This is a genomic window from Halomicronema sp. CCY15110 (genome assembly GCF_016888165.1).
GTDB lineage: Bacteria > Cyanobacteriota > Cyanobacteriia > Phormidesmidales > Phormidesmidaceae > Halomicronema.
In genome coordinates this window covers 1-24660 of the sequence record NZ_JACSWC010000419.1, presented here as the reverse complement: position 1 = coordinate 24660, position 24660 = coordinate 1, and the positions used below count along the sequence as shown (strand labels likewise).

The window sequence follows — 24660 nt, the reverse complement described above, 5'->3', positions numbered from 1 at the left end:
CGATTGCCCTAACAGATCTCTTTCATCCACCATATCTTCGGTATCGCTGCATAGATATAGATAAGAAAGAGGGATTTCATACCCTCATTTTGTTTTTGCGACAGAACCTTTGACCTTTGACGGTCTATTACAACAAGCAGCAGCTCAAAAAACGAGATTTTCGTGGACCAGACGTGTTCGTAGTACTGGGCGCTGAAAAGAAAGAACGCCGCAGTTGGGCGATCTGGGAAGAAGGGGGCAAGTATCCCAACGTGGTGATCGAATTGCTCTCCAGTTCTACCGCTCAGGTTGATAAAGGGGCGAAGAAAGCTCTGTATCAGGATGTGTGGCGGGTGCCCGAGTACTACTGGTTCCACCCAGAGACGATGGAATTTGCCGGATTTCGCCTCTCCAATGGGTGCTATGAGCCCATCACACCCACGGATCAGGAACGCTTGACCAGCCAGCAGTTAGGGCTAGAGTTGGGAATTCACGAACGGCAGTTGCGTTGGTTTACGGCAGCAGGTGACTTGATTCCTTTACCTGAAGAAGCGGAACGGCAGCGAGCAGAACAGGAACGGCAGCGAGTCGAGCAGCTAGAGGGCTATCTGAGATCTCAGGGGATTGATCCCGATCAACTGCCCCTATCTTGAGCAATTCGCTACATCCATCCGTGATAAGACCTTGTCGTCAAGGTCGTTGCCACACCCCAGTAACGTTAGGGATTATTTTTCCGCTGGAATAATGGGCAGAATCAGCCGAGAGACAGCAGCAGCATGGTGGTAAATCGTCTGAGTTGCAGTGACGGGTCGGCGCTCGGTGGGAATATGGCGGCCCGTGTTGGGGTTGCGGTCAAAGCGGGGGTAGCTGCTGCTGGAGACCTCTAGGCGAAGGCGATGGCCGGGGAAGAAGATCTGGCTGGTGGGCCACAGGTCGATCGCGATTTCGGTAGGTGCTTGGGTTTCCGCTTGGGTATTGTTGCCGATCGCCTTGCCGTAGCCCCGCCGCAGAATCCCTTCGGAAACGTTGTAAGCCGTCCCGTCGGGATAGACATCCACCAGTTTGGCCGTGAAATCGGTGTGGGGAGCGGTGGTGGAGACTTGGAGCCGCAACTGCACTGGCCCGGTCACTTCGATCGCCTCGCTCAGGGGCGGGGTGGTATAAACCAGCACGTCATCCCGCTGTTCCACTACGTTTTGGGGCTGAATGCCTGCGTTTGGCCCGAGCATAGTGCCCCCGGCGCTGGGTACCGGGTTTTGCGGGTCGTAAAGAAAGCGATCGCTCCCTTCATCCCCCGGCGGCTCCAGACTGAGAACGCCGTCGCCGTTGAGAGTATTGGCCTGACCGTTGCTGTGCAGGTAGTAGGGCGTATAGCGGGTGCGGGACAGGGGCCAGGTGGCTTCCTCACGCCAGGTGTTAGCGCCCATGACGTAGATCAGTACCGGGCTGGGATAGGCTGTTTCGGGAGCACCTTTGAACTGGTGATCAAACCAGGGCAAGCTAGGGCCAATGCTTTCGAAGCGGTAGTTGCGGGGGCGGCTGCCGTCGGGGAAAGTAACGGTGTTGGCGTGGGTCCAAGGCCCGATCACCAAGCGGGTAGCCTCGGCTACTTGGGGGGCAGCGGTGGCGCGAATCTGTTGAAAGTCGGCCAGTTGAGTCGGCAAGAACGGATCGTACCAACCCGCCATCAGCAGGGCCGGGGCCTGAAGCTGGCGGGCGCGGCCAGTGCCATCAACCGCTTGCCAGTAGCGATCGCGATCGGTGTGGCTGGCCCAGGTATCAAAAAACGGAATATTCTGCACCGCGCGGTCATCGGCCTCTAGCAGGGGCCACCCCGCAAAGCCCTGCTGGAGCTGCTCCTGGGGCAGGGGAATATCGCGGGGGCCGTAGCTGAGGGTCGCCCAGTAGAGAGCGCTTTCCAGAGAAAACGCGCCGCCGGGGTAGAACATGCCGTAGAAGTCGGTGCTGCAAATCTGTGGGATCAGGGCCGACAACCCTGGATCGATCTGGTCGGCCAGTACCCATTGGGTATAGCCAAAGTAGGAGCCCCCCCACATGCCGATCTGCCCGTCGTACCAGGGCTGCTGGGCGATCCATTGCAGCGTGGCCCGGCCATCCTGAGCCTCGTTCACAAAGGGCGGATCGTAGCTGCCGCCCGACTCGTAGCGTCCCCGAGTGCCCTGGATCACGGTGGTGTAGCCGTGGCTGGCCCAGAGATGGCCCACGGTGCGGGCAAACAGGATGTGTTTAATTTGTTTGGAGTAGGGAATGCGCACCAGAATGGTGGGGGTAGCGGCGGCGATGCGGGGGTGGTAGACATCGGCGACCAAGGCCGTGCCATCGGGGGCGGTCACGGTCAGGCCGCGCTCTAGACGGACACCATAGCTGGCGGGGGGATAGTCTAACTGGTAGCCCAACCAGGCAGCGGCGATCGCACTCCCCCGCCCAACCACCAACAGCAGCAGCGCAGTCACCCCCGCCAGCAGCCAGAGCCCGACCCGCTTATGCGAGAACAGCCGAGCGCAATGGCGAAAAATCCCTCCCTTCATGGCTATCCCTCTGAACGATGGCCGTGGCCCCAGAGCCAGAGATAGGCGGCCAACACCCAGTGAAACACAATGGGAATCGTGCCTTCCCCCAGCCAGCGACGCTCGGGGTAGAGGCTCATGGTGAGACCGTAGCGGATCACCATCACCAGGGCGTAGCCGTAGCTCGCGTACTGGAGGCCCTGACCCAGACGGGGGCGAGGCCGCTGAAACCAACCCCGTCCCTGGGCCAAGTCACGATTGATCTTGACCTGAAGCGCCAAAATCAGCAGCTGGCTGGGCAACAACAGTGGGTAGGGCAGCAGACCCGAATACCAGTGGGCCATGGGGGGCAAAAAGGGCACCTGGAAAAAGGCCACCAGCACCTGCCCCAGCACCCGCAGCCAAAACAGCAGGGTCAGCGCCCACAGCCAGGGCACCGGATGCCGACTCGGCCATAGACTATTCTGCCGCAGACCATCAGTAGGGGTGGGCATAGGGCAGTGTCAGCTCATAGGTTTGCGCGATCGCGTCGGTATCTAGCGGTAGGGGCTGCTGGGTGAGCACCGGCCATTTGTACTGTACCTCTCGCTGGCCTTGGGCAATGGCCCAGCGCTGGGTCGCCTCCGCCCAGCCCGGCTTCATGCGGTGGAGGCAGGGGGCGTTCAACCGCTGAGAGGCGCGTTTTTGACCATATTCAACGTTGTTTTCAGCCAGGGCCGTATCCAAGGCTGACAGCAAGGACTCAATCCAGTCTTGATTGGGAATATTCGCCATTTCCCAGTACAGTTCGTAGCGCATGGTCTGAGCATTAGCTACCAGGCGGTAGGGGCCGATCGGCTGGTGAAACTGGTGTTGCAGGGCGGCGATCGCAGCCAATACATGATTCACATGCAGCTTCTCCCCGGTCAGATTACTCATGTCGCGGCCCTTGCGCAAAAAGGCAATCAGGGGCGATCGGTTATAAAAACCCGTCACCTCCACCACATCGTTGATGTGATAGCGGTAGAGGCCGCCGGGGGTGGTGAGCAGAATCTGGTAGCGCTGCCCTCGCTCTAGGTCATGGCTAAGCAAAATTGGCGGGTCGGCCTGGTCGGCACCGTCTTCGGGAATAAATTCATAGACATTCAGGGTCAGATCGAGCAGGCCAGCGGGGGTGTTGTTCTCGTAGGGCAGGGTGACTCGGGCCTCACTGGCGAGATAGCCCAGATCGCGAATCGGCAGGGGGCCATAGTCAGCGGTGAGCTGCCGGGCCTGCGCTCCCACCGACCCGCCCGTCCAGCAGCCTAAAAGCTCCAGGTGAGGCCAGCAGTCTTGAGGCCGCAGTGCCCCGGTAGTGTGGAAAATTCGTTCTAGCTGTTTGGCTCGCTCCGGCTGAGGCCGCTGAGTCGGCAGTCCCTCGCCCCCGGTGCCGTCGTGAATTGCTCGGATTAAGGATTCTGCCTGGTGCGTCATTACCGTGGCCAGCCGCTTCAGGGTGCTGGGGTTAGGCGTACACAAAAAAGACACCTGCCGCGCCAGGGCGTAGCGGGCGATCGCCCAGTAGCGGAGATCGTAGTCAGCAATCTCAAACACGCCATAGGGGACGGCATAGGTGCGCCGAATCAGGGCCGGAATCTGCTGGTAGATGCGCCCCGATAGGCTGCCGTAGGGAATGCCGCCGGGGGTGTAGCCCTCGATCGCCGGGCTGACAATGCCCACCACCGCCCGGCTCAAAAACCGGGGGTGATCGTGCAGAATGCGGTAGAGCCACTGCCGCATCAGCCGCGACCCGCCCCGCTCTACCCCGGCGGTGACGGGAATATATTTGGGCTGCCCGGTGGTGCCGCTGGTCATCGTGAACATCCGCACCGACTCATTCACCAGAATCTTGTCCTGGCCTGCCATCATCCGCTGCACGTAGGGCCGAAAGCCTTCGTAGTCGCGAATGGGCACCGCCCGCCGATAGTCGAGCGGGGTGCGAATTTGATCAAAATGATGCTCGCGGCCAAACTGAGTGTCGCCATGGCGGCTGAGCAACTGGCGCAACAGCTGCGCTTGGGCCAGTTCGGGCTCCTGGGTAGCCGCCTCTAGCCGTTGTTTTAGGGCTCGCCCCTGCCAGCGCAGGCCCAGGGTATACAGACTAGCCATCGCCTCACACCGCCTTCGCTAAGAGTGAAATGGTCTGCTGGGCGTATTTCTCCAGCAGGGCATCCTGAATCTCGACCCCTAGCCCTGGCCCCTTCAGCGGTTTTGCCAGACCCCGATGGCCAAAGTGAATCGGGCGACGACTGAGATCTTCCCGCAGCAGCAGGCTGCCATAGGAGCCTTCGCAAAAGCTGATTTCGGGCAAATAGGCCGCCAGGTGCCGCCCGGCAGCGGAGAGAATCGCCGTCTCGCCCACTTGGCAGCCCACCTGCACCGCAATGCCAGCGGCCTGGGCCAGCTCGGCGATCGCCAGCGTTGGCCCCAGCCCCCCACATTTCGCCAGCCGCAGATTAAAGCCTCGACAGGCTTTGGCCGCAATCAGCGTCTGGGCATCCGCCAGGGTAATCAACGACTCATCGGCCATTTGGGAAATGGCAGTAGCCGCCTGCACCGTCGCCAAAGCTTGAGGATCGCCGCGCGGAATCATTTGCTCAGCGCTGTCGATGTGAAATTCTGCCAGGGCCTCACAGGTAGCGATCGCCCCCTCCACCGAGTAAGCCCCATTGCCATCCACCCGCAGCGACACCGCTGGCCCCACCGCCGCGCGAATCGCCGCCAGCCGTTCTTGATCGGCCTCTCCGGTGATCTTCACCTTCAGGTAGGGCAGACCAAATTGCTTAAACCGCTTGGCGTGTTTCACCGCGCCCTCCACGCTGCTGGCCGTGATCACGCCGCTGTAGGTGACCGGGTGCCGAGGCGGCAGCAGTTCCCCCAGGGAGACCCCGGCAGCTTTGAGCAAACAATCGACCAGGGCTAGTTCAAAGCCGCAGCGCGACCCGTGCCAGGCCACTACGCCAGAGGTTTCATTGGCTTCGGCGGGCAGGGTCAGCGACCCTAGCCAGGCGATCTCCTCCTGCCCGGCCCAAGGAACATAGTCGGTAGCTTGCACCGCAGGCCACAGGGTACGTTCCATGAACTGCAAACAACCCGCCACCGTCTCCCCGGTGACGTAGGGCCGGGCCACCGCCTCACCGTAGCCGACGGTGCCGTCCTCAGCCCGCAGCCGCACCACGATCGAGTCTGAGCTGCTACGCGATCGCACGCTGTGGGCAAAGGCTTCCACAAAGGGAATTTGCAGGGCAAACAGGGTGGCCTCAACGATTCTCATCGGCAGCTCCAGCGATCGCGGGCAGGTCGGCAAAGTAGCGCTTAACAAAAATGTTTTCGCGAAAGGTAATGTCGAGAATCGTCTCTAGATCCTCCGCCTCAATCTCGTAGTAAGCCAGGTACTGCTCAACGCTGTCTAACCCTTCCTCGGCGTGGCGAATATCGACCTCAGAATGGTGATGAAACCAGGTCAGGCTCTCCGAAGGCAGGCCGCGATGGGCCGCCAGCGCCTTGCCGATCCGACTGGCGAGGCGAGAGAGCATCCACTCAAAGCAGGTCACCTCTAGCAGCACCGACAGCCCCAGTTCCTGGATGGTGCCAAACAGCAGCGGGTCAGTGCAGAGCTGCCGAATTTGGGCCTGGGCCGCCTCGGCCAGATGAGTCTGGCGATCGCCATCAAACCCCGCCGCTGTCGCTAGCTGATACAGCAGATCGGGGTGGCAGATGGCCACCTGATCCAGCCCCAGTTCTTCGAGCAGATTGTGTTTGATCTGGGGGGCGGCTGTCGGTGGGGCCACCGCGTAGAGAAAGGCCAGAATTTGCGGACTCTTCAGGTGGGTTTGACAGAGGTTGAAGATAAAAGCGTCGTACTCTTGCCGGGAGGCCTGGCCCTGCTCCAAATGCTGAAACCAGGGGGAGTCCGCAAAGACCTGCACCTGGTTGACATAGTGAGTCTCAATCAGGGGACGAATCGACAGTGTGATCATAAAATCTTCTGATATGGAGCGTCGAAACCATGCTGCTGTCAAGGTGCCCAGACCAACCGCCTTCCTCCCTGAAGAACCTGGCGTCTAGCCTGAGCAATACCCTTGAAAACAGCTGTCCCCCGATCTTTTCCGGGAAAGCGGGGGGCAGCGGCTGTAAAGTTTTTCATCCGCCTTAGTGGCCCTTGATTTGGCCGCGAATGCTGGGGTCTTTGATTTTGGTGTCGCAGGCCAGGAGCAAGGCTTTGCTCAAGACGATCGCCGTCATGCTGTCGCCCTCAAAGGGCAGCAACACTTGCCCCGTAGGGCGGCGTTGGTCGGGCACAATGCAGAGATATTGGTCGTTGGGCTCCATCAGAATGTTGCCGCTGCCGAGGTGAATTTTGTAGGTGCGCAGGTCGCCCCGCACCACCAAAAAGCGGTCTTGCAAGGTGCAGCGATCGGCGATCGCCAGCCTGGGCACCAGCGTCTCTAGCACCTGGCGGCGGGTCTTGGCCGTTTCTGAGAGCACCCCAAAGGAATAGGTGTGCCAGTAGTCGCGGTAGTGTTCGAGGCCGCCATCGACCCAGGCCGGGTCATTGCCGACGCTAGCCACACCGACAAACAAATCTACATCGCGCATCACTTCTGAGAAAGCCAGGGCCGGGATATCCTCTAGCGGCAGGGGGGTGGGCTCTGCCGAGTCGAACGGGTAAAACCGGATCTGGTCGGTACTGAGGTAGCGGTAGCCGCCTGCGTCGGTGGTGAGGTCGGGGGCGTAATCTTCGCCAATGCCCGTAACCCAAAACTCGGCTCGCAAATTCCACGACGGCAGGGGCTTCACCGAGGGCTCCGGATCCCAAGCATTCATCATGCGCAGGCGATCGCGCCAGCCCCGCTGGTTGCACAACGCGTGAAACTGCGGCTGTTTGATGATGTGGGCAGCAAAGCGGTTGGAGTAGGTGGCGGTCTGCTGCTCGGCGGCGGTGAGCAGATAAAGTTCGCGGTGAGCCTGCTTAAAAGGCTGCTGAATCTGATGCTCGATGAGCCAGGTACGCCACGCCAGGACGGTGTCGGGCGCAGCGGCAATGGGGTGCCAGAGGGAGACAATCGCATCCTTCGGCAGTTTTTCTAGCCAGTCTCCAGTCACAGTCACCAGGTGCCCGTCGTGCCAGATGCCGCTGGAGGTAGAACCGTCTGCCTCAAACTGCCAGATTAACCGTCGCGCCAGGGTGCCCACCAGGGGGTGGTCGAGGTAGCGCTCTTGCCAGTCGCTCAGAGGCCAGGTTTTGTGGGCCAGATATAACGCTTCGAGGCGATCGCGCTGGGCCGGTAGCAGGCCCTGAATATCCTTGAGAGTCTGCTTCAGGTCTTTGAGCGCTTCGCTGTAGTCGTCTTTAACCGCCTTGGGCACCGACTTCTGGGGCTTGCCCGCTGCAGTGCGCCAGTTTAGGGTCGCCTGGTTGCCCTGAACGACCATCTCCGCTATAAAGTCGCCCAATGGGTCACGCCGCTGACCTACAGCGGTGAAGCCAAAGTCGGGCACCGCCAATTCCGCCAGTTCCTCCAGGGAGACCCCGGCTTTCTTGGCGGTGGTAGAGAGGGCTTTGGTGATGCTCTTTTGGGCGCTGGGCAGTTTTACTTTGGCTTTGAGCCGAGCCAGTTGGAGGGTACTGTCGCGATCGGCAATGTCCCCTAAAGCCCAGAGGGCAGCATTGCCCAGGCGAATGCACACTGGCCCCACCCCCGGCACCTTGCGGAAGGCTCCCTGCACCACCACCGCCAGCCCCCGTACGACTGCTGGGCTGGGGTAGCGACTACTTACCCAGCACAGCCCTTTGAGAATGGCCACGTTGGTCAGGTACATGGCGTAGGGGCTGTCTGCCCCTTCTTTGTACGAGTAGCCCTCCATCACCCCTGGGGAATGAACCGGCTGGGTGCGGGGCTCGGCCACCCGATCAAACCACCGGGCCAAATGCTCTTGCAAGGTCTTCGCACCAATCTGTTGAAGGGTAGGTTCTAGGGCTTTGAGCCAGGCCCCTTTGGGTTTGCTGCCATCCGAATTTCGGCAACCTAGCAGCAGATCTACCCACAGCCGCCGCGCGGCGGGGGGCAGAGCGCTGAGGTCGGCAATCGCTTGATCGCACCAGGCCTCGCCCTCATCCAGAGGGATAGTTATGACCTCTGAGCCAATCCGGTTACGCAGCGCGATGGCTTCTTGGTTACGCTGAAACACATCGAGCACCTCACTAACCGCCTCAATGCGCGATCGCAACTCTGGTGAAGGTTCTGTGCTGTCTAAAAAGTGGTGAATGATTTGGGGCGTCGGCAAGCCGGTTGGGGATAGGAAGCTATCGTCGCTAAAGTGGTAGCCCAGCCGAAAGAGGGTCGCCAGCTCAAGCACTGCTGCTTCGCTCAAAGGTAGCGGTTGTCGCAGCAAACGCCTCAGGGCTAAAAACACCGCCCAACAGCCATGAATGCCGGATTGGTTATGGGAATAGGCCACTTGGTTGGTGCGATCGCCCAGCCAGTGCAGCATGGTCATGGCCAACTCCGCCTGTTCGTCAGGGTCGAGCGCTAGAACGGTCTTGCCAATGCTCAGATGATCCAGGGTGAAGGTAAAGACATTGCATTTTCCCTCCTCGTTCGCGATCGCCAAAATGATGTCCTGGCAGCGCTCTGCACTCAGTGCAGTCATGGTTAACCTCCTACCAGCGGCACCAGCCGCAAAAACGTCACGGTCTGCTCGGGAGATACAGCAATCTCTTCGTCCAACTCGGTAACTTGGCGATCGCCCACGAGAATGAGGAAACCGTTAGCGAGAAAGGCGGCGATCGCCAGCTCTGCCTGCTGCTCCCAGTCCAGTTGGCGGGGGGTGGCCAGGCGATAGCCGTTAAGGGTTTGCTCGGCCTCGGTAGGGCGCACCAGCCCGCAAAAATATTCGGGTTTATGGGTGTTGTAGTCCTGCACCTCTTGGTAGACGCGGCAGCAAATCAGCTCACGCACGGTAGTGTGCTCGGTCAAACCATCGAGCACCCAGAGCGGCTGCGCCGCCCCCAGCGTCGTCATGTCACAGATTTGCAGACTGGTTGGCACCTGGGTCATCTCCCCTTAAAACTTAGAACCCAAACCCATTTTCTGAATTTTCTAGCCGCCGCCGAAGCTTCAGGAACGTTACGCTACAGTGCCCACCAACGGAGCCCAGCGATCGCCCCCCTCTAAAAATCTCGTAATTGCTCAACCCAGTAGCCAGTCAGTCTGCTTTGAGGTAAGGGCACGGGCAATCGCTTCTAGGAGAGACCTCCCCTGCCGCGTGCCGTAAGAGTTTTGGATCCGAATTAGAGTATGGAATCGCCCCGACTCGGCAGCCTAAAGTAGCATCCCTGCCCAAGCCATCGCCTCCACTAAACTGTCACAGCGTGTGAGCGATCGCAAAGTCGCTCGCGTCAAATGGGGTTGAGGCCAAAGCGACTTTCATCTCCGACCCCGTAATACCAATTCTGCAAAATAGCGCTACCGATCCTGATGAATCAGCAGGGGAGCGGCGGAGAAAGGGGGCCGCATGGGTAGTCGAGATTCAGAGAATTGGTATAATTCAGATCTTGCACTAGAACAAAATAACTAGATATTTAACCGCAAACAAACCGTAGAATCGGCATTTCAGCTATTCAGAATCTGGGTTATTGAGAAAACGCCAGCTTATTGAGGAAGGTGCAAGATTTCACTATAACGCAGTTGCCAGTCGGGAGCGATGCGCACCGCTGAGCATAACTGCGAGGGCCGATTTGCCAAAAACGTCGCGACGGCATTGAAACGCGACTCAAGGCTATGCAAGAAACGCTCACTAAAATTGCTCAGAAGCTGGATTTGAGCTTTTATACCAAACCGCAGTTGGGTTCAGACAACGCCCATCATTGAATCTCTCATCCGGCCAACAGTCTCGGCTGATGTCTGCCTGTTGAGGCAAATCGGTAGGCTGGCGGCAGTGATAGCGCTGGATGACGAGTTGCTCTTTTTGATACGTTACTTTGTCGACTACTCCCCGGTCTAAAGACGTGGGGAGTAGTCAAGACACCCAACAAAAGAGGAGCACCAAGGAACAATTTCGAGAAACTAAGACGCATGGTAAAGGATCTCCATTTCATGCCAAATAGCTTGCAAATCCAAAATTCCGCCGTGATGATGAGCGGTGATTTGCTGAGGCTCCTGATAAGCCCAAACGGGCAACTGAAAGCCCAAAATCTCGCTCAAAACAACCACCAAACAAATGCCAAAGACTAGCCAAGATAGGAGTATAGTCACTGTTCGAGGCTTTTTACGAATAGGTGTTGATTGGTTTTCCATGACTCAGAAACCCTCAGTATTGGCAATCACGTTGTTCGCCAGCGCCACGACATCAGCGCGATCACCGCATTCGATACCCACGTAGTAGCGATAGGTTTCGTCGCCAAATGGCTGTTCCCAGTAGACTCGCGCTTCGGTGCATTGCGCTGTCGCTACCCACGGCACAACAATGCCCTCTCGACCACCACTTAGCTCAACGATGCCCATCGGCTCGGCAGACATGGGCAGGCTATCGGGGTTATTCAGGTAATCGTCAACGTAAGAGTGAATCGCCTCAATCGGTTGAGTACCAGCAGTAACCACTTCACCGCCGATAGAACCGCTTGAGCAAGCCCCAGAACCCCCACAGCCGTCTTGGGTATCAACTGAGAACTCATAATGCAGGCTTGAGTCTTCAGTCACGCCCTCATTAGCAGGGCCGTAACTATTGGCAAACATCAGGCCAGCCAACCAAAACTCTGTACCCAGACCTGGCACGCTAGTTGGGAGTAGAACCGGAAAGTCAACCTGTTCAGTCGCTTGCTCATAAGCCTCTTGAAGCTGGGGAAGAATTTCAGCGGGCTCAGCTCTCGCGATTTCGTCATTGTTGGCCGCGATCGCTGTCAGGAACAGCATCGCTGAGGCTGCGATCAACATCAGCACTAGGCCGAGCAGTAAGCGACCAGGGAAGTTTCTTGCTCTCATCAATTCAACTCCTTACGTCAATGGTTGCTGCACCCAGTAGATCAATTTGTCAATTCATCAATCAAGCCTTGCTCTAGCTGAGGAGCGATCGCTTCGGGGACGCCGCAATTTTCAACCATCCGAAAAGGAGGCATCAATCCCGCTTCTCGACAGGCGAACTGCCAAGCATCTCCCGACTTAGTGGCAATAGCGGTATTGCCAATATCATCAGCCGTCACAGCAATGAAGGCATATTCACCCCCCTGGTAAGCCATTGTGAAGACGCCATCTGCTGTCATGACTTCGGTGTTAGCCGCCGCCTGCATCGCAGCCAGTGGCGAATCGCCCGTGGCCGATGTTGGATTCTCGATCAGCTCAAACGGGCCTTCAGAGTAGCCCAATCCTTCCTCTGAACTGCTGCTTTGAGCGTTCACGATGGGGGCCATAATCGCTAAGAATGCGACACACAGCGAAACGAGGGCATAACCGAAAATAGGTCTTTTGAGTTTCATGGTTCTTATTCACCTCTAAGTGCAAAACAGTCGTATCTACTCGTTTATTAGGGGAACGAGCTGATTCCCCCGCCGCTCAACAATCCCGTTGGCCTCCAGAAATTCAACCGGGTCGTAGGTTCCACCAAAGCCAAACCCACCCTGATTTTGGGAATTAACAGAGTCGCGATATTCGATATGGATCACGCCTGTATTTGACTCTCCGGTGGACACAACTTGTCCAGGCGCAACGGTATCGCCAAGGCCAACCGTCAACTGAACACCTTCGGCAACACGCTCAACCACTCCCAACTCTGCGTTGTAGATATCGACGTAGTTGCCATACCCACCAGGGTCGTTCCCTACCCGCGTGACCACGCCGCCGATGTAGCTTTGAGCTTCGTCGTCAATGCCCTGCTTAATATCAAGATCTTGACCAGCATGGCGACGAGCACCGCCGTCCCTTGGAGCACCATACTCCTGAGCAGCCAGTGTCCCGGTACGAAAAGTCTTCAAGGGCTCAACGGGTGCGCCAACGCTTCCTCTGGAAGTTTCCAGTGTTCTGCATTGCTGAAGCGTCCGGTAGTATTGCTCAGCGTGACCCGCAATCTCCCCGGCTCGATCGAGCACGTTCACGGTGCGCCGAGCATTGAAGAAATCCTGTCGCTCATCAGAGACGTAGGAAGCAAGCCCGCGCCCGATGCCGTTAAACCATCCTTTCATCATCCCCTGAATCAAGATCTCAGCGGCAATGTCAGGTTGAAGGGCCAGCGACGGATCGCTGACCACATCAATGCCCAACTCATTACGGACACGGGCATAGTTGTAGTCATGGGTGAGTTGCACATAACCCCGACCATGCCAACCACAACCACCGCTGTAATCGCAAGGGCGACCAATTTCCTCAACAGGTGCCCAGCCAACGCCCCCCGTTTCTCGGCGCACAGTTGCCAAAACATAGGCAATCTGAGCCCTGTCCAAACCGTACTTATTGGCAGCCTCAACGATGATCGGAATGTTTTCAGCCGCGCCGCTTTGTTGCACAGAGGGCGTAACCGACAGCAGCCCGTCCAGACATTCCTCATCCATCTGAACCTGGCTATTGCGACCGCTGCCGTAGTATGAGCCACTAAGGTTTCTGGATTGATACTGCTGCAATTCGGGGGGCACTTCTAGCCCGCTCGATGCGCCCCCTTGTCCGTCTAGTGGGCCAGTAAGAACAAAGCCCTCCTCTTGGGTAGACCAGACCGGAATCGGGCCGATAAAGTACGGTGTGCAGCCTAGATCGACAAAGAAGGAGCGCTGACAAAATCGGGTGTAGAGGGCAAAGTTTCCTGTCCCATCAGATTCAGTCGTGTCGGTGAGAACAATTTTGAAGACATCACCAAAGGGATGCCTCCCAGTTGGCTCCATGCCGCTATTGATCATCTTCAAGAGGCCGCTGCCACCTTCAACCATCTGCTGCCCCGCGCCGCTGCCGCCCGCAATCCATCGGGCACCCGCCATCTCACCGGAACCTTGCAACTCCAGATAGGCACAGCCTCGCTCTTGAGCACATTCCACTCGGAAACCTGCCTGGTCAGACCCCGAAATCGAGAACCTAGTCGGCGTAACGCGGGACTCTTTTTCGCCATAGGTGACATCATGCGTCCCCCCAAATCCACCTGTGATGGCGGCGATCGGATTAGGGAAATCACCAAACGGAATCGCATCTAAGCCCGGAACTTCACTCAGTACCACATCTTGCCAGCCATCCAGTTCCTGTAATGGCAGGTTTTCCAGACCGGGCAGGTCTTCAACCCGATAACTCCCCAAGATGTCCAGCGAATCACCAATGCTGATGTCACCAAACCTCGCGCCTTCGAGCAGGTCAGGCGTCGCGATCAGCTCTCCGACTGTTTGCTGCCCATATTCCAGCAGTTCGCCCTCAATGAAGTTGGCCGGATCGAAGGCTTCCACGGGCACCGCGTCAGCGGGCACCCCTAAACTTTGAGCGATTTGATTGAGTTGCCCAGCCGCTTCCACCTCAAGCTGTGGTCGAACGGCCTCATTAAAAACGTCCTGAAGTGGAGCCACTTCGTCTAAGCGGAAATTTTCAATGCCGAGCAGGGATGAAAGTGAGCCAACCGATTGACCCTGAAGCAGTCCTTGATACTCGGAAATAGACAGCCCGGTTGTATCGATCCCGGTTCGGCGCTCCATATCAGAGATGGTGAGCTGCTGGGGGTAAAAGCTGCCGCTCAAGTCTCCCAGTTTGAGTACATCGGCTGCCCTTGCACCTGCTGTCCAGCTTCGGCCAGTGTCGTAGCCCATTTGCTCAGCAACATCATCAGGCACCCCATCAATGCTGCCCTCGCTATTAAAGCGAATGTCGCCAAACGTCTGAGTGCCAAACGAGTCGTAGTCCGGCAGTCCTTCAGCCAGGTTTTGCGCTTCAACTAAATTTTGTTCGCTGATGCTGGTCTGGGCGATCGCGGTTCTAACCTCACCCAGCAGACCTAAAAACGTAAAGACAATAGCGACAGCAAACGCGATCGTGAGTCGCAGCAATGTCGCCAAAAGGTTTTTTAATCTAATGCGATTAAGGGGCTTCACGAGAGGAGTTTTTAAAATCCACGCCCAAAATTTAATCGGCAGATGTCTCTGAATTGTTACCGCTAGCGATTTCGTGCAATTTTTCTGTCTTTCGGTAGATATTTATCAGCCCATTTCTATACCACCCCGCCGAGAGGGAGCCATCGAGGGACGCCCAGAGGGACGATTGCGAGTTGATGGCAGCGCTGGGGTTCTAGCCTGTTGCCGATCTAGAACCCCAGCGCCCTTAGCAAAGGTCTGAAGGTCTTGGGTGTTAGCGGCTGAGGTGATTTTGCCTGATGGGTCACGCTCAAAAATCACCCCCCGACCATCTTTAGCTGTCACCGTTAGCCCGCCATTACCATCTCTGGAGATGTTGTACCTGTTGCCGACGATAGTGGCGCTACCACCTTTCCCGTGGGTCACTTCTAAGCAGCGGTCAAACATCGCCGCCCATTCCCGCTGTGACTCCTTGCGCTTCACCAAATCAGCCGACGCATCCAGCCGTTCAAGAGACGGACTGCGGACAATGCGACCACGGCTATCTTTCGTGACAGTCGGCGTTGTCGGTTGAGCGGCCAAAATTGCAGGGTTATCCGTTGAAGCATCGCCTTCGTTTTGTCCGGCGATCGCTTCTGCTTCAGACAGAGAAACGGTCTCAGTCGTCAATGTCTCTTGGCTTGGCGGGGAAGAAGTTGAACCTACACCAGTTGGGCTTACACCATTAGGTGCCTGCTCGGAGACATTAGGGGTCGGTTCGGGGCCACCAATATCAATATCAATTACCTGATCCTGACTTACTCCGCTGCGCTGCTGATTGACAACGAGATCCCTGGCGGCGGCGAGGTCAAAATCAGGATGCACATATCGCCCTTCTGCCCCCTGATAAAAAACCCGCTCGCCCTCGACCTGGATTTCTACAGGCAGATCACCCGGAAACGGTTGACCATCGATCGCCCGTTGCACCGCATCAAGATTACTGAGCTGCTCGATATCGCTACCAATTCGCTCAGAGTCCGTCTGAATCTGCTCACTCCCAACGCTCAGCGTAATTGCCGCAGCAGTTGACTCAGGCCGATAGGCCGTGTGCAGGGTTTCGTCGGGGGGAGTGGTGCCCCCCGCTGGCGGCAGCTCATTGTCTTCATAAGGCGGCAGGTCTTCCGGGCCACCTGAAAGCGGCCTGGGATGCCCCAGGTCTTGAATATCTGGCTGAACTTCGACGTTGACTGGTTCTGCGGGCGGCACCAGATTTAAGCGTTGTCTTCGCTGCTGCTGATTTCTGAAATAAAGCAGCGCTGCGGCCCCCAGCAGCGAGCCCATCAAATTTTGAGTGGATCGCTCTGTCTGTTCCGCCTCTTGGCTGGTAACGCCTGTAGCATCATCAATGTCGGTTTTAGCCATAATCAGAACACCTCGCTAAATTCAAGCAGCGCATTGGGGTCAATCACCTCGGCGGCAGCTGGATCTGCATCCAAAACAGGAACCAAGGGACTGGCCTGAACATCCTCCGCTTCATCGTCGGTTGGTAGTGGCAGATAGTTCTCGACCATCGCCTGACAGATTGCCATTTGCTGATTGGCTCTGGCAGACTCCCGCAGACTTTGCGGCGACCGTTGGATGAGCTTGGCTCGCACTTTCTCCCAGGTCTCCTCACTCCATTTCCCCTCTTTCACATCTGCTTGAGGAACCTTGATTTTCGAGATGAGCGGAATCGAGGTTTCGTCTTTGCGGGCGAACCCAGGGGAGATTAATACGCATTTCCCTGTGGCTAGGCGGTTAAATTGTGCGGGCTCCACGATGCGTCGCTTCTGTACTTGTTTACTGACTGAGTGGGATGCTCCCCCTCTACCGCCAGAATTGCGTGATTTTTGCTTGATGATGACTTCCTCATCCCCTAAATAGTCGCTAAACATCCGGGCACTGTCGGCATCTTGAGGATTGAAGATAGCTTTGGTGGCACAACCGCCCAGAATGGAGCGGGCAATATCGCGCTTATAGGCATCCTCAAGCTGCGTGATGTTCTGAAAGCCAATCATCGTGCAGAGGCCATCGGAACGGTTTTCATTGAGCCATTGCGTTAGATACGGCAGATACAGCGTCGGTAATTCATCGATCGCCAGCAGCAGGGGATCTTTTCGTTTCCGGGTCACATTCATCGTCACCATCAGGTGCAGCACAGTCGCGACCAGAGGCGCAACAGCTTCCCGGCGACGGCGATCCATCCCCAAGATGACCAGTTGCCGCCCTTTCAGTTCGATGGGTAACGTCGTCTTGCCGCAAAACGTAGAAATGAGTTCTGGGGCCATGAAGCGGCTAAAAACCTTACCAGCCGTACCCAGGACACCTGCAACCGTTTTCTCTGAGTCCTTCAGCTGCATCAGTTGGCTAAAGGCGTAGTAAACCCAGTGGGAGATCTGCCACTGATCAGGCAATCGGCCCAAATCGCCCAGTCGCTTCGCCTCGATGATGCGGTCAGGTAGGCTATCTAGCCCTAGAATGGCGCTCCCGGTCATTAAGTCAGGAATGGGCATTCCTTTTGCCAGCATGAGAATCGCCTGCGTCAACTGGTCGCCTGCATCAGCAAAGAACTTATCTTCACTGCTGTTGGAGCTGCGGGCAAAGTTGCGATTCATGACCGTGGCAATCTGCCGCGCCATCAGCGCATCATTCGCATCAGCCATGAAATCCAGGGGATTACACACCTCTGATTCGGGATAGCCAGGGGCAAACACCCGCACGTCATAGCCCCGCTTAGCGGCATACGCAGCCAGGCACTCCGTCTGGGCTGGATATTTGAAGTCATAAACCAGTGCCGGGAAACCTTCATCGAGAGCACTGCGAATGACGGGATTGATCACCGAAAATGTCTTACCGGAACCTGGGCCACCCGCCACAGCAATGCCTCTCTGAGCATCGGACAGAAAGAGTGTTTTTCTCGAACCCGTGATTTTGCCTGTCTTGTTGCGCTTCAAGCTGCCGACATAGAGAGCGACTGAATCTGGCTCTCTGGCGTTGAGCTGCTGGAGGGCACGTTTCCGCGACTTGGCTTTCTCCTTGCCACCACTTAGAGACCCCCGCGCAATCTTCCCGGTTTTACCGCGATCGATTAACTGCACGACCATCAGCCCTACCGCTGCGGCCAGCAAAATTAATCCGCTGCGGCCCATCAGAGGTTGCAGCGCTGGCCCCAAGCTGTCGCTAATCGTCTGAAAGGCCGGTACGCTTTCAATCGTCTCAGTTACTTCAGCTTGAGCGAGTAGCCCAAACCTTTCATCGTTTTTCCGCATCTGATGGCTCCACAGTAGAAGACTCAGGTTTTTTGCTCAGTTGGCGCATCACGCGACGCGGATCAACCACCACCAACCAGCGGAATGTCAGCATAAAGAACTGAATGGGGTCGCCTTTCCACGCCCACCACAACACTCCACCCAGCAGCGTCAAAATCATCGCGACAGTCCCGATCGCCTCCTGATTCTGGGCCGTGGTATCAGCCAGGTCGCCAAAGAAATCAGCCTCCGGCTCCGCAGCGGAAACGTCACTAGAGTTAGAAGACTGAGGCTGCGGCGTTGAGGCGACGGGAAACGTGAACGCTCCCAAAAAGACCGTCTCACCAGGGCGATACGTCTGCAATGGGATGGGGCCAATGCCGTAGGCAGAGCAATCCAGACTGCCCGCAACCTGACGGCAAGTGCGAAAGTACATCGCAGTTTCAACGCCCCGTGGAGTCACGGCTGCGGGCACAACCTTGAAAGCTGGCCCAAACGGAAACACTCCCTCAAGCTCTCTGCCGTCGTTAATTTGCGATCGCCCCTGGGGGCTGACCATGTTGGCCGTCGCTGTAACTGATTCGCTCTCTTCTCCCACCGTCCACTCAGTTGATTCAAAGCCAGATTGGGGAACCAGCTCCACAGAATTGGTAGAAGGGTTAACTTCAATGGTGGCGATCGCACCATCGGTCTGCGGTTGCTGAGGAAACAGCCACCAGCTCATCGCGGGTAGCATGGGCACCTCACTAATTGCCGCCTCTGGCCATTGAGCAAACGACTGCATGGGGGCTAATTCAATCCCCGGCAGGTCGCCCACCCGATAATCTTCCAAGATCAAATCGCTGAGCTTAATTTGAGCAAATTCAGGATGGGCGGATAGTAAATCTTCTAGGGTTGCACCTTCAATCAGGAAGGTAGGATGAACGCTCTCGACCAAATCTTGAATGGGCGGCAACCTTTGAATAGGCACCTCCAGCAAGGACGGCACTGCGGCAACTAAGCTGGCAATTGTTTGGCGCTCCAGCAACCGAAACTCACCCAAGTTAATCAGATAAACCGGGTGGTTTCTATTCAGCTTGGCAGGCATTCCCATGCCTTCAGCGATGGCAGCGAGCGTCAACAGGTGTAAATCCAGGGACTCTTGAAAGTCACCAAGCGTCAGGACATCCGCGAGGCGATCACCCTGCGACCAGGCCACATCGCCCCATTGACCACTAGACGGAAACGGAGGGAATGTCTCGAAGGAGATGATTTGCCAGTCGGGGATCGCCGCAGACTGGCCCTCGATGTTCAATACGCCCATCGGCAGACGCCGACTCAAATCCGCTGAGGGCTCAGAAGGTTCAGGCACCACGTCCGACGTTGGCGATCTCTCATCTTGCAGCCGTTCATTTTGCGCCCAAGAGGAAACCGGAAACACACCCAACAGGCAGGCCGCTAAAACTGGCAGTAGATTTACTCGCAGCATTACCCCTCTCCACCAAGCTCATCTGGTATCTCGACATCTGGCACCTCAATAATCGGCACCTCAGCATCTGGCACCGCAAGCGGTTCAGCAGGCCCATCGAGCCGAGTCCTCGATTCTTCCGCCGCCGCACTTGAGCCGATTCGAGCAACTTCTTGGATCACGGCCAGGTCAACACCGGCAGACTGTGCGGCATCAGCAGGCATTGAGCCCGCTTGCACCAAGTCAATGAAGGTCTTTAGCCGCTCGTGCATGGGGCCATTGCCTTCGATCGTGCCATCGAGAATCAGTTGCGCGATACCATCCCGGAAAGTCTGTAGCCCAACACCGCCATAGGCCGAGCGAGCTGAAACTGTAGTCGCCTGGGGTGAGGCCCCCTGGGGAGACAGCACAATCGTTGAGTAGTCCGGGGTGCCGCCCCCATACAAAACCGTGAATTGATAGAGGTGGCGCTGCCCGGATGCGTCAACGGTTGCCACACTCAGCAAGGTGGTGCCGGTCGCTGGCAATCCTTCAACGTCAATTGCTTCAATCTTTCTCAGATGGATAATCTGGGCATTCGCATTCTCGATCGGAGTATCCGTATCAAACTGCACTCGACTCGGATCATCCAACCAAGCGCGATAGATGAACTCCCCGCTACGAGTAAAATCCAGGTTCGTGCCCGAACCAGGCCACACATGAATGCTGACCGCGCCGGATTCAGCCTGCTGCAAAGTGTAATGGTTTCTGAGCTGAGCTATCCCCGGCAGCGCAGAGACGGCGGCCACCAGCAGAGAGGTACTGCCTGCGATCGCCAACTGGGTAAGTTTTCTCATGGCTTTTTCCTCTAATCAGCTCGAAACGTAAACTCTTCAGAAACAAAGAGCATCACGGGCGCATTGCTGTCGTGATACCAGATGCGAGGCTGCCCCTCGATGTCATCAATACGTTGCTCAACCCGACTTTGTTCGGTGGAAATCACCGCGTCAGCCGCCCCTTCGAGCAAACCCGCCAAGATATTAACGGGGCCGTTCTCAGTAGTTGACACGCTGTTGGTCAGCCCGATGGAGGTCGTCTGAGAATCGGGTCGATTCAGCAGTTCGCCAACGTTGCCGAGTGCGCCCAATAGGCCTAACTGTGTTTGCGCTGCCCGAATCTCGCTCGTATTTTGAATCTCACGGGCAACTAAGGGCTGTCCTTCGTTTCCGGTAATTACCAGATTTTGATTCGGAATAGGCATCACCTGTTGCCGCCCATCTTCTTCAACCACGACATCGGTGACGTAGAGCTGTAATAAACCGCTACCCGCAACAACATTCACCTCAGCCACCAGCACTGTCCCGGCGTCTAGGGCGACTTCACCTCGGCTGCCGTATAACGACTCTGTTAACCGGAGGGCTGTGCGCTGCGATTGTTGCTCGTTCGCCAAATCTTGCGCCCAATAAATTGGGGTTTCTAATTGCGCCTGGGCCGACATCCCAGACTGCACCGTGACCAGCGTATGACCGAGAATTGCCGCCTCTTCCTCAGCAAAGGTGGTACCGACCTGACTGGGGGCCATGGCCACAGGTGAGGTACTTGCCACCACCTGCTCGTTGTCACCGTTGCTAAAGGAAGGAATCGCCTCAGCCGCTTCCACTTGGGGAGACGAAGGCCCCGACGCTGACGAAGGCCCCGACATCGCAATGTCGCTGGCTGGCAACGTGCTACCACTGCCATAACTGCCAAAGCCACTAAGTATCGCCAGTTGCTCTTGAGGCGACATTTCCGGCTCTGGTGGAGCCGCAGAAACAGGCGGTGACGCGGGAAGCCTACTAGGAGAAGCCGCCGCAGGCGCGGGTGAGGGCCGTGGCGACGGCGGCGGTGACGGAATAGACCGTGTGCTAGGGGTAGGGGCAGAAGAAGATGCCGACGCTTCCCCATCCCTGTCTGCTGCTGCTTGTGCCTGCCGTCTCTGCTCCAGCTGATTCCTGAGCGCTAACAACTCAGCCGGGCTCACCTCCGACTCTTCACCTTCTTGAATTTCCATTGCCAATCGTTGATTACCCAGAGCGTTGCGGGTCTTGAGTTCTCCGATTTCCTCATCCCGGCTTTGCAAGGCACTAGCAAGGGGGTCTTCCGTTTCCTCTTCTGCTTCAGGTCGCTCCGGGATGTCAACAGACGCCAAATCTCGCCGCCCCGCCGATTGGATGGTCGTTACCGTCAATCCCACGACGAGCAAGCAAAATCCCGCTACGGCTCCCACAAACCCTAGCTTCATGATTGGGTTCGACCACAGAGGCGTCACCGTCCTGCCAGTATCGTCAACCAGACCGCTGGCGTCGTCGTCAGCCGCATCCTCATCCGCCTCAGCGCCAGGCGTATCCGACCAACCTGTACTGGGCTCTGAAGCTGTAGCCTCCGAGGCAGGGGGATCTAGCCCCATCCAAGAGGCCATCGTTGCTTCGTCGGTCGCCTCAGCGGGCACGGCGTCGGCTTTGCCATGACCGTTTGTGCCGACATCTCCCCCTAGATCTTCGGGATCGAGCAGTTCGTAGTTTGGAGTGTCACCAGAGTGCGTCATTGCTGTTTATTCCTCGATGAGTTCATTCATTGCCGTGATTTCCAAGCCCGCACTGCGAACCTGATAAACCGCCTGTTGAATGGGGGTGGCATCTTCAGCCAACGGGTCAGAAGGGGGCTCAACAGCCCTGATCAGGATTTCTTTGTTAAAGGGCACCGCTCGCCCTCTAGGAGTTTCTTGGTCAAAAATAATCAGGTTGCCGACTAGCTCCACGACCCATTCCCCCTCGTCAACGGCCAGTGGATCAGATAGCGTCGTTACGTTAAAAACGCTTTGGGCATCGCCTGTGAAGACTTCGGGTGGGGTCATCTCCGCCACCCCATCGAGGAACGGGGCACGAAAATCCTCTGAAAAGGCAAAGCTGGCCTGCCAGCTTCGTGTTGTCACCATGCCGCCATCGACATCTACTCCCTGATCGGTCGTAGATTGAACTCCCCCATCGGCACCCGGCACCTGCGTAACGGCATTCCAGGTAAACATCATGGCCAGCGATTCGCGAGTAAAGCGGCGAATCGTCTCTGGCGATCGCTCTAAATGGTCAATCGGTTCCGTCAGCACCGAGCGCCCATCGACGAGTTGTACCAGGCGTGTCTCTGGGCGGCCTGCCACCCGGTAGGTCGCTATCATCAGCGACAACAAGAGCAGTAAGTTGATTGCTCCCAGAAACAGCGAGACCAACACAAATAGGGGCTGTAGGTTGTCGATGGCGAGCAAACCCGTTTTCTTTTCGCGAAGTATTGTCATTGGTTTCTAGCGATAAGTCTGGGTAGGAGATGAATTAACCGGGGGCGCAGGTGTACGCGAGACCGATGACACCAGCAATGTCACCGCCCCAGCACTGCTGGATAGCAAGATGCTAAAAATCGCCAGCCCCCCACCGCTGGCAAGGGCGATCGCCAGAGCCGGGGCCAACACCGAAATCAACACCAGATACCCGTTGGTATCGAAGGTGTTGGCATTCACAATGACCACCGCCGCAAAACCGACGATGATGTTGTACATAATCTGCACAAAGCCCAGGCTGAAAAAGCCGGTGAGCCAAGCAAATATCGGCTTGCCGCCAAAGGGCAGTAGCGACGCGGCCAGCGCGATCGGGGCAACCAAGCCCGTTAGCAGCATGGAAATCTGAATGAGATTCACAAAGCCCCACTGAAAGGCAGTCAGCAGGCTGAAAATGATCGCCCGCGTCTGGGAGCCGACAAACCCCCCAAAGAATCCGGGCAATACCTGTCCTACATCCCCGCCAGAGGTGTTGTAGGCTTCCACTGCCCCCTCAATCGCTGATCGCGTTTGTGCCAAAAAGGGAATGCTGCCAGCGATATTGCCAGCCGCATCAACAATCCAATTTTCTTCAAACGCACCAATTGTCGCCTCAATCTGTTGATAAGCAGACTCCAGGCATTCGATCTGGCTCTCACCAATCAGCGTTTGACACTGCTGGATTTGAGCACTGGTCTCGACCCCAATCACCCCCTTGGCTAGAGCACCCCGAACGGCCTGCTCCAGATTGATGTTGAGCGCCGTTACTTCTAAAACTCCCGACGCTACATCATTCAACTCTGCTCGCAGGGCACGGGTTCCCGCTGCCAACAACTGACCGTCATCGCTTAAAAAGAGGACCACTACCAGCGGCCAGATCAGCATCCGCACAGGCTCTTGATAATCTCCCTCATGCACGATGGCGTAAACAAACCGCATCATGAAGATGACCAGCGCACCCACCGCAAACACTCGGGCCAAATCGACCAGTAATCCATACAGGGAGAAGCCCCCTTCTGACGCCACAGTCGTAAAAATCTGCTGCCACTGGAGGTCGTAGATCGCGTTAATGTCCTCCGACATCGTGAGGCCCTGCTCCAGCATTGCGGCAGATCCCTCAATCGCCAGAGTAGGAAGCAAGGATAAGTCCATCACTCTGCTCCCTCACTGTTAAAGAGCATGAGCATCGAGGAGCTTTGCATAACCTCTGACGCTGCGGCCATCGGTGCAGTTTGCTCGCGCCGACTCATCGCCGCTAAATCCTCAGCCGCCTCAGCCTGGACGACAGCATCTGCCGCAAATTGCTGCCGGAGTTGAATCGTTTGCCCGTAGCTGGCAACATCAATACTCGACTGCTGAGCCAGCATTGCCGACAGTTTTTTCATCACATCCTGAGTCACGTCCATGTCTTGCGCCTCGGTTGCCAGGGTCGTGATTTCGCCTAGCGTTTCGTCGGTGGCCTCAACCTCTTCAACGATCGCCTCCTGCCCTGCCTCGCTCAGAAGGGTGTTGGAGAAACCGACTGATGCGGCCCTGGAGACTTCTTTACCAATCGTCTCGGAGAGCGCAACCGGGTTAACGTTGAACCGATCTACGCCTTGACTCGTCGCGCCTGGGGAGCCATTTTGCACCCCACCCATCACCGTTTCCATAACCGATGACTGAGACGCCAACACATCCGGGACACCCAATGCGCCAGTAACGATATTGGGAGCCGAGCCGAAACTTGCGACGACATTATCTAGCAGTGCGCCGGAAGCCTCGCCAGCCAAGGTATTCCAGTTTGTTAGAGTCTCTCCCAAAGTAGGCAGGCTGATGTTGACTTCAGCGCCACCACCGCTACTGCCCAAAACACCACCAACGCCACCAATCAAATCACCTAAGTCACCGCCGATGCCGCCGTTGAGGATGCCGCCCAAGTCGTTGCCCAAGATGTCCTCAGCGTCGCCATTGAAGATGCCGCCCAGGTCGCCATTCAAGATGCCATCTAAATCACCGTTGAGGATGCTTCCTAAATCACCATTCAAGATGCTTCCTAAATCGCCGTTGAGGATGCTTCCTAAATCACCATT

Annotated in this window: 19 protein-coding genes and 1 pseudogene; 1 reads left to right on the top strand and 19 read right to left on the bottom strand. The window is 56.9% G+C overall.

Going from position 1 to position 24660, the window contains the following annotated elements; genetic code table 11:
- Positions 1-116: 116 nt before the first annotated feature.
- Positions 117-632: a Uma2 family endonuclease gene (locus JUK32_RS22125; protein WP_204141042.1), complete on the top strand. Its 516-nt coding sequence runs from the start codon at positions 117-119 to the stop codon at positions 630-632.
- A 72-nt stretch (positions 633-704) separates the two neighbouring features.
- On the opposite strand, the gene JUK32_RS22120 is transcribed toward JUK32_RS22125, so the two are convergent.
- The 19 genes and pseudogenes from JUK32_RS22120 to JUK32_RS22030 all read right to left on the bottom strand — a co-directional run.
- Complete coding sequence (locus JUK32_RS22120) at positions 705-2528, bottom strand: CocE/NonD family hydrolase (RefSeq protein WP_204141041.1); 1824 nt, start codon at positions 2526-2528, stop codon at positions 705-707.
- Between the two features lie 2 nt (positions 2529-2530).
- Positions 2531-3001 (bottom strand): hypothetical protein, encoded by a 471-nt coding sequence (locus JUK32_RS22115; protein WP_204141040.1) that lies wholly within the window; start codon positions 2999-3001, stop codon positions 2531-2533.
- Positions 2985-4634, bottom strand: coding sequence for a GH3 auxin-responsive promoter family protein (locus JUK32_RS22110; RefSeq protein WP_204141039.1), 1650 nt, complete (start codon positions 4632-4634; stop codon positions 2985-2987). The genes JUK32_RS22115 and JUK32_RS22110 overlap by 17 nt, the downstream gene beginning before the upstream one ends.
- Positions 4635-4638: 4 nt before the next feature.
- On the bottom strand, positions 4639-5799 hold the full coding sequence (locus tag JUK32_RS22105) for a mandelate racemase/muconate lactonizing enzyme family protein (protein ID WP_204141038.1): 1161 nt from the start codon (positions 5797-5799) through the stop codon (positions 4639-4641).
- Positions 5786-6505 carry an iron-containing redox enzyme family protein gene (locus JUK32_RS22100; RefSeq protein WP_204141037.1) on the bottom strand — a complete coding sequence of 240 codons (720 nt, stop codon included), beginning with the start codon at positions 6503-6505 and terminating at the stop codon, positions 5786-5788. Before JUK32_RS22100 ends, JUK32_RS22105 begins: the two co-directional genes overlap by 14 nt.
- A 172-nt stretch (positions 6506-6677) precedes the next feature.
- The gene (locus JUK32_RS22095) at positions 6678-9179 is read right to left on the bottom strand and encodes a DUF4132 domain-containing protein (RefSeq protein WP_204141036.1); all 2502 of its coding nucleotides are present in this window, start codon (positions 9177-9179) and stop codon (positions 6678-6680) included.
- Between the two features lie 2 nt (positions 9180-9181).
- Entirely contained in the window at positions 9182-9586 is a 405-nt protein-coding gene (locus JUK32_RS22090) for a hypothetical protein (RefSeq protein WP_239112948.1), read from the bottom strand.
- A gap of 1008 nt (positions 9587-10594) precedes the next feature.
- Positions 10595-10783: a hypothetical protein gene (locus tag JUK32_RS22085; protein WP_204141035.1), complete on the bottom strand. Its 189-nt coding sequence runs from the start codon at positions 10781-10783 to the stop codon at positions 10595-10597.
- Between the two features lie 45 nt (positions 10784-10828).
- Positions 10829-11509, bottom strand: coding sequence for a hypothetical protein (locus JUK32_RS22080; RefSeq protein WP_204141034.1), 681 nt, complete (start codon positions 11507-11509; stop codon positions 10829-10831).
- Positions 11510-11550: 41 nt separating this feature from the next.
- Positions 11551-12000, bottom strand: a complete 450-nt coding sequence (locus JUK32_RS22075; RefSeq protein ID WP_204141033.1) for a hypothetical protein — start codon at positions 11998-12000, stop codon at positions 11551-11553.
- Positions 12001-12036: 36 nt separating this feature from the next.
- Positions 12037-14538: a hypothetical protein gene (locus JUK32_RS22070; RefSeq protein ID WP_204141032.1), complete on the bottom strand. Its 2502-nt coding sequence runs from the start codon at positions 14536-14538 to the stop codon at positions 12037-12039.
- Positions 14539-14679: 141 nt separating this feature from the next.
- Positions 14680-15954: a hypothetical protein gene (locus JUK32_RS22065; RefSeq protein ID WP_204141031.1), complete on the bottom strand. Its 1275-nt coding sequence runs from the start codon at positions 15952-15954 to the stop codon at positions 14680-14682.
- Between the two features lie 2 nt (positions 15955-15956).
- Positions 15957-17840, bottom strand: a complete 1884-nt coding sequence (locus JUK32_RS22060) for a type IV secretory system conjugative DNA transfer family protein (protein WP_204141030.1) — start codon at positions 17838-17840, stop codon at positions 15957-15959.
- Positions 17824-19287 (bottom strand): hypothetical protein, encoded by a 1464-nt coding sequence (locus JUK32_RS22055; RefSeq protein ID WP_204141029.1) that lies wholly within the window; start codon positions 19285-19287, stop codon positions 17824-17826. The genes JUK32_RS22060 and JUK32_RS22055 overlap by 17 nt, the downstream gene beginning before the upstream one ends.
- Positions 19287-20102 (bottom strand): hypothetical protein, encoded by an 816-nt coding sequence (locus tag JUK32_RS22050; protein WP_204141028.1) that lies wholly within the window; start codon positions 20100-20102, stop codon positions 19287-19289. The genes JUK32_RS22055 and JUK32_RS22050 overlap by 1 nt, the downstream gene beginning before the upstream one ends.
- 11 nt (positions 20103-20113) lie before the next feature.
- Positions 20114-21829, bottom strand: a complete 1716-nt coding sequence (locus JUK32_RS22045) for a TrbI/VirB10 family protein (RefSeq protein WP_204141027.1) — start codon at positions 21827-21829, stop codon at positions 20114-20116.
- A 6-nt stretch (positions 21830-21835) separates the two neighbouring features.
- Entirely contained in the window at positions 21836-22573 is a 738-nt protein-coding gene (locus JUK32_RS22040; RefSeq protein WP_204141026.1) for a hypothetical protein, read from the bottom strand.
- A gap of 6 nt (positions 22574-22579) precedes the next feature.
- Positions 22580-23740 carry a hypothetical protein gene (locus JUK32_RS22035; protein ID WP_204141025.1) on the bottom strand — a complete coding sequence of 387 codons (1161 nt, stop codon included), beginning with the start codon at positions 23738-23740 and terminating at the stop codon, positions 22580-22582.
- Positions 23740-24660, bottom strand: a pseudogene (locus JUK32_RS22030) (hypothetical protein); the annotation flags it as partial. The pseudogene JUK32_RS22030 and the gene JUK32_RS22035, both read right to left, overlap by 1 nt.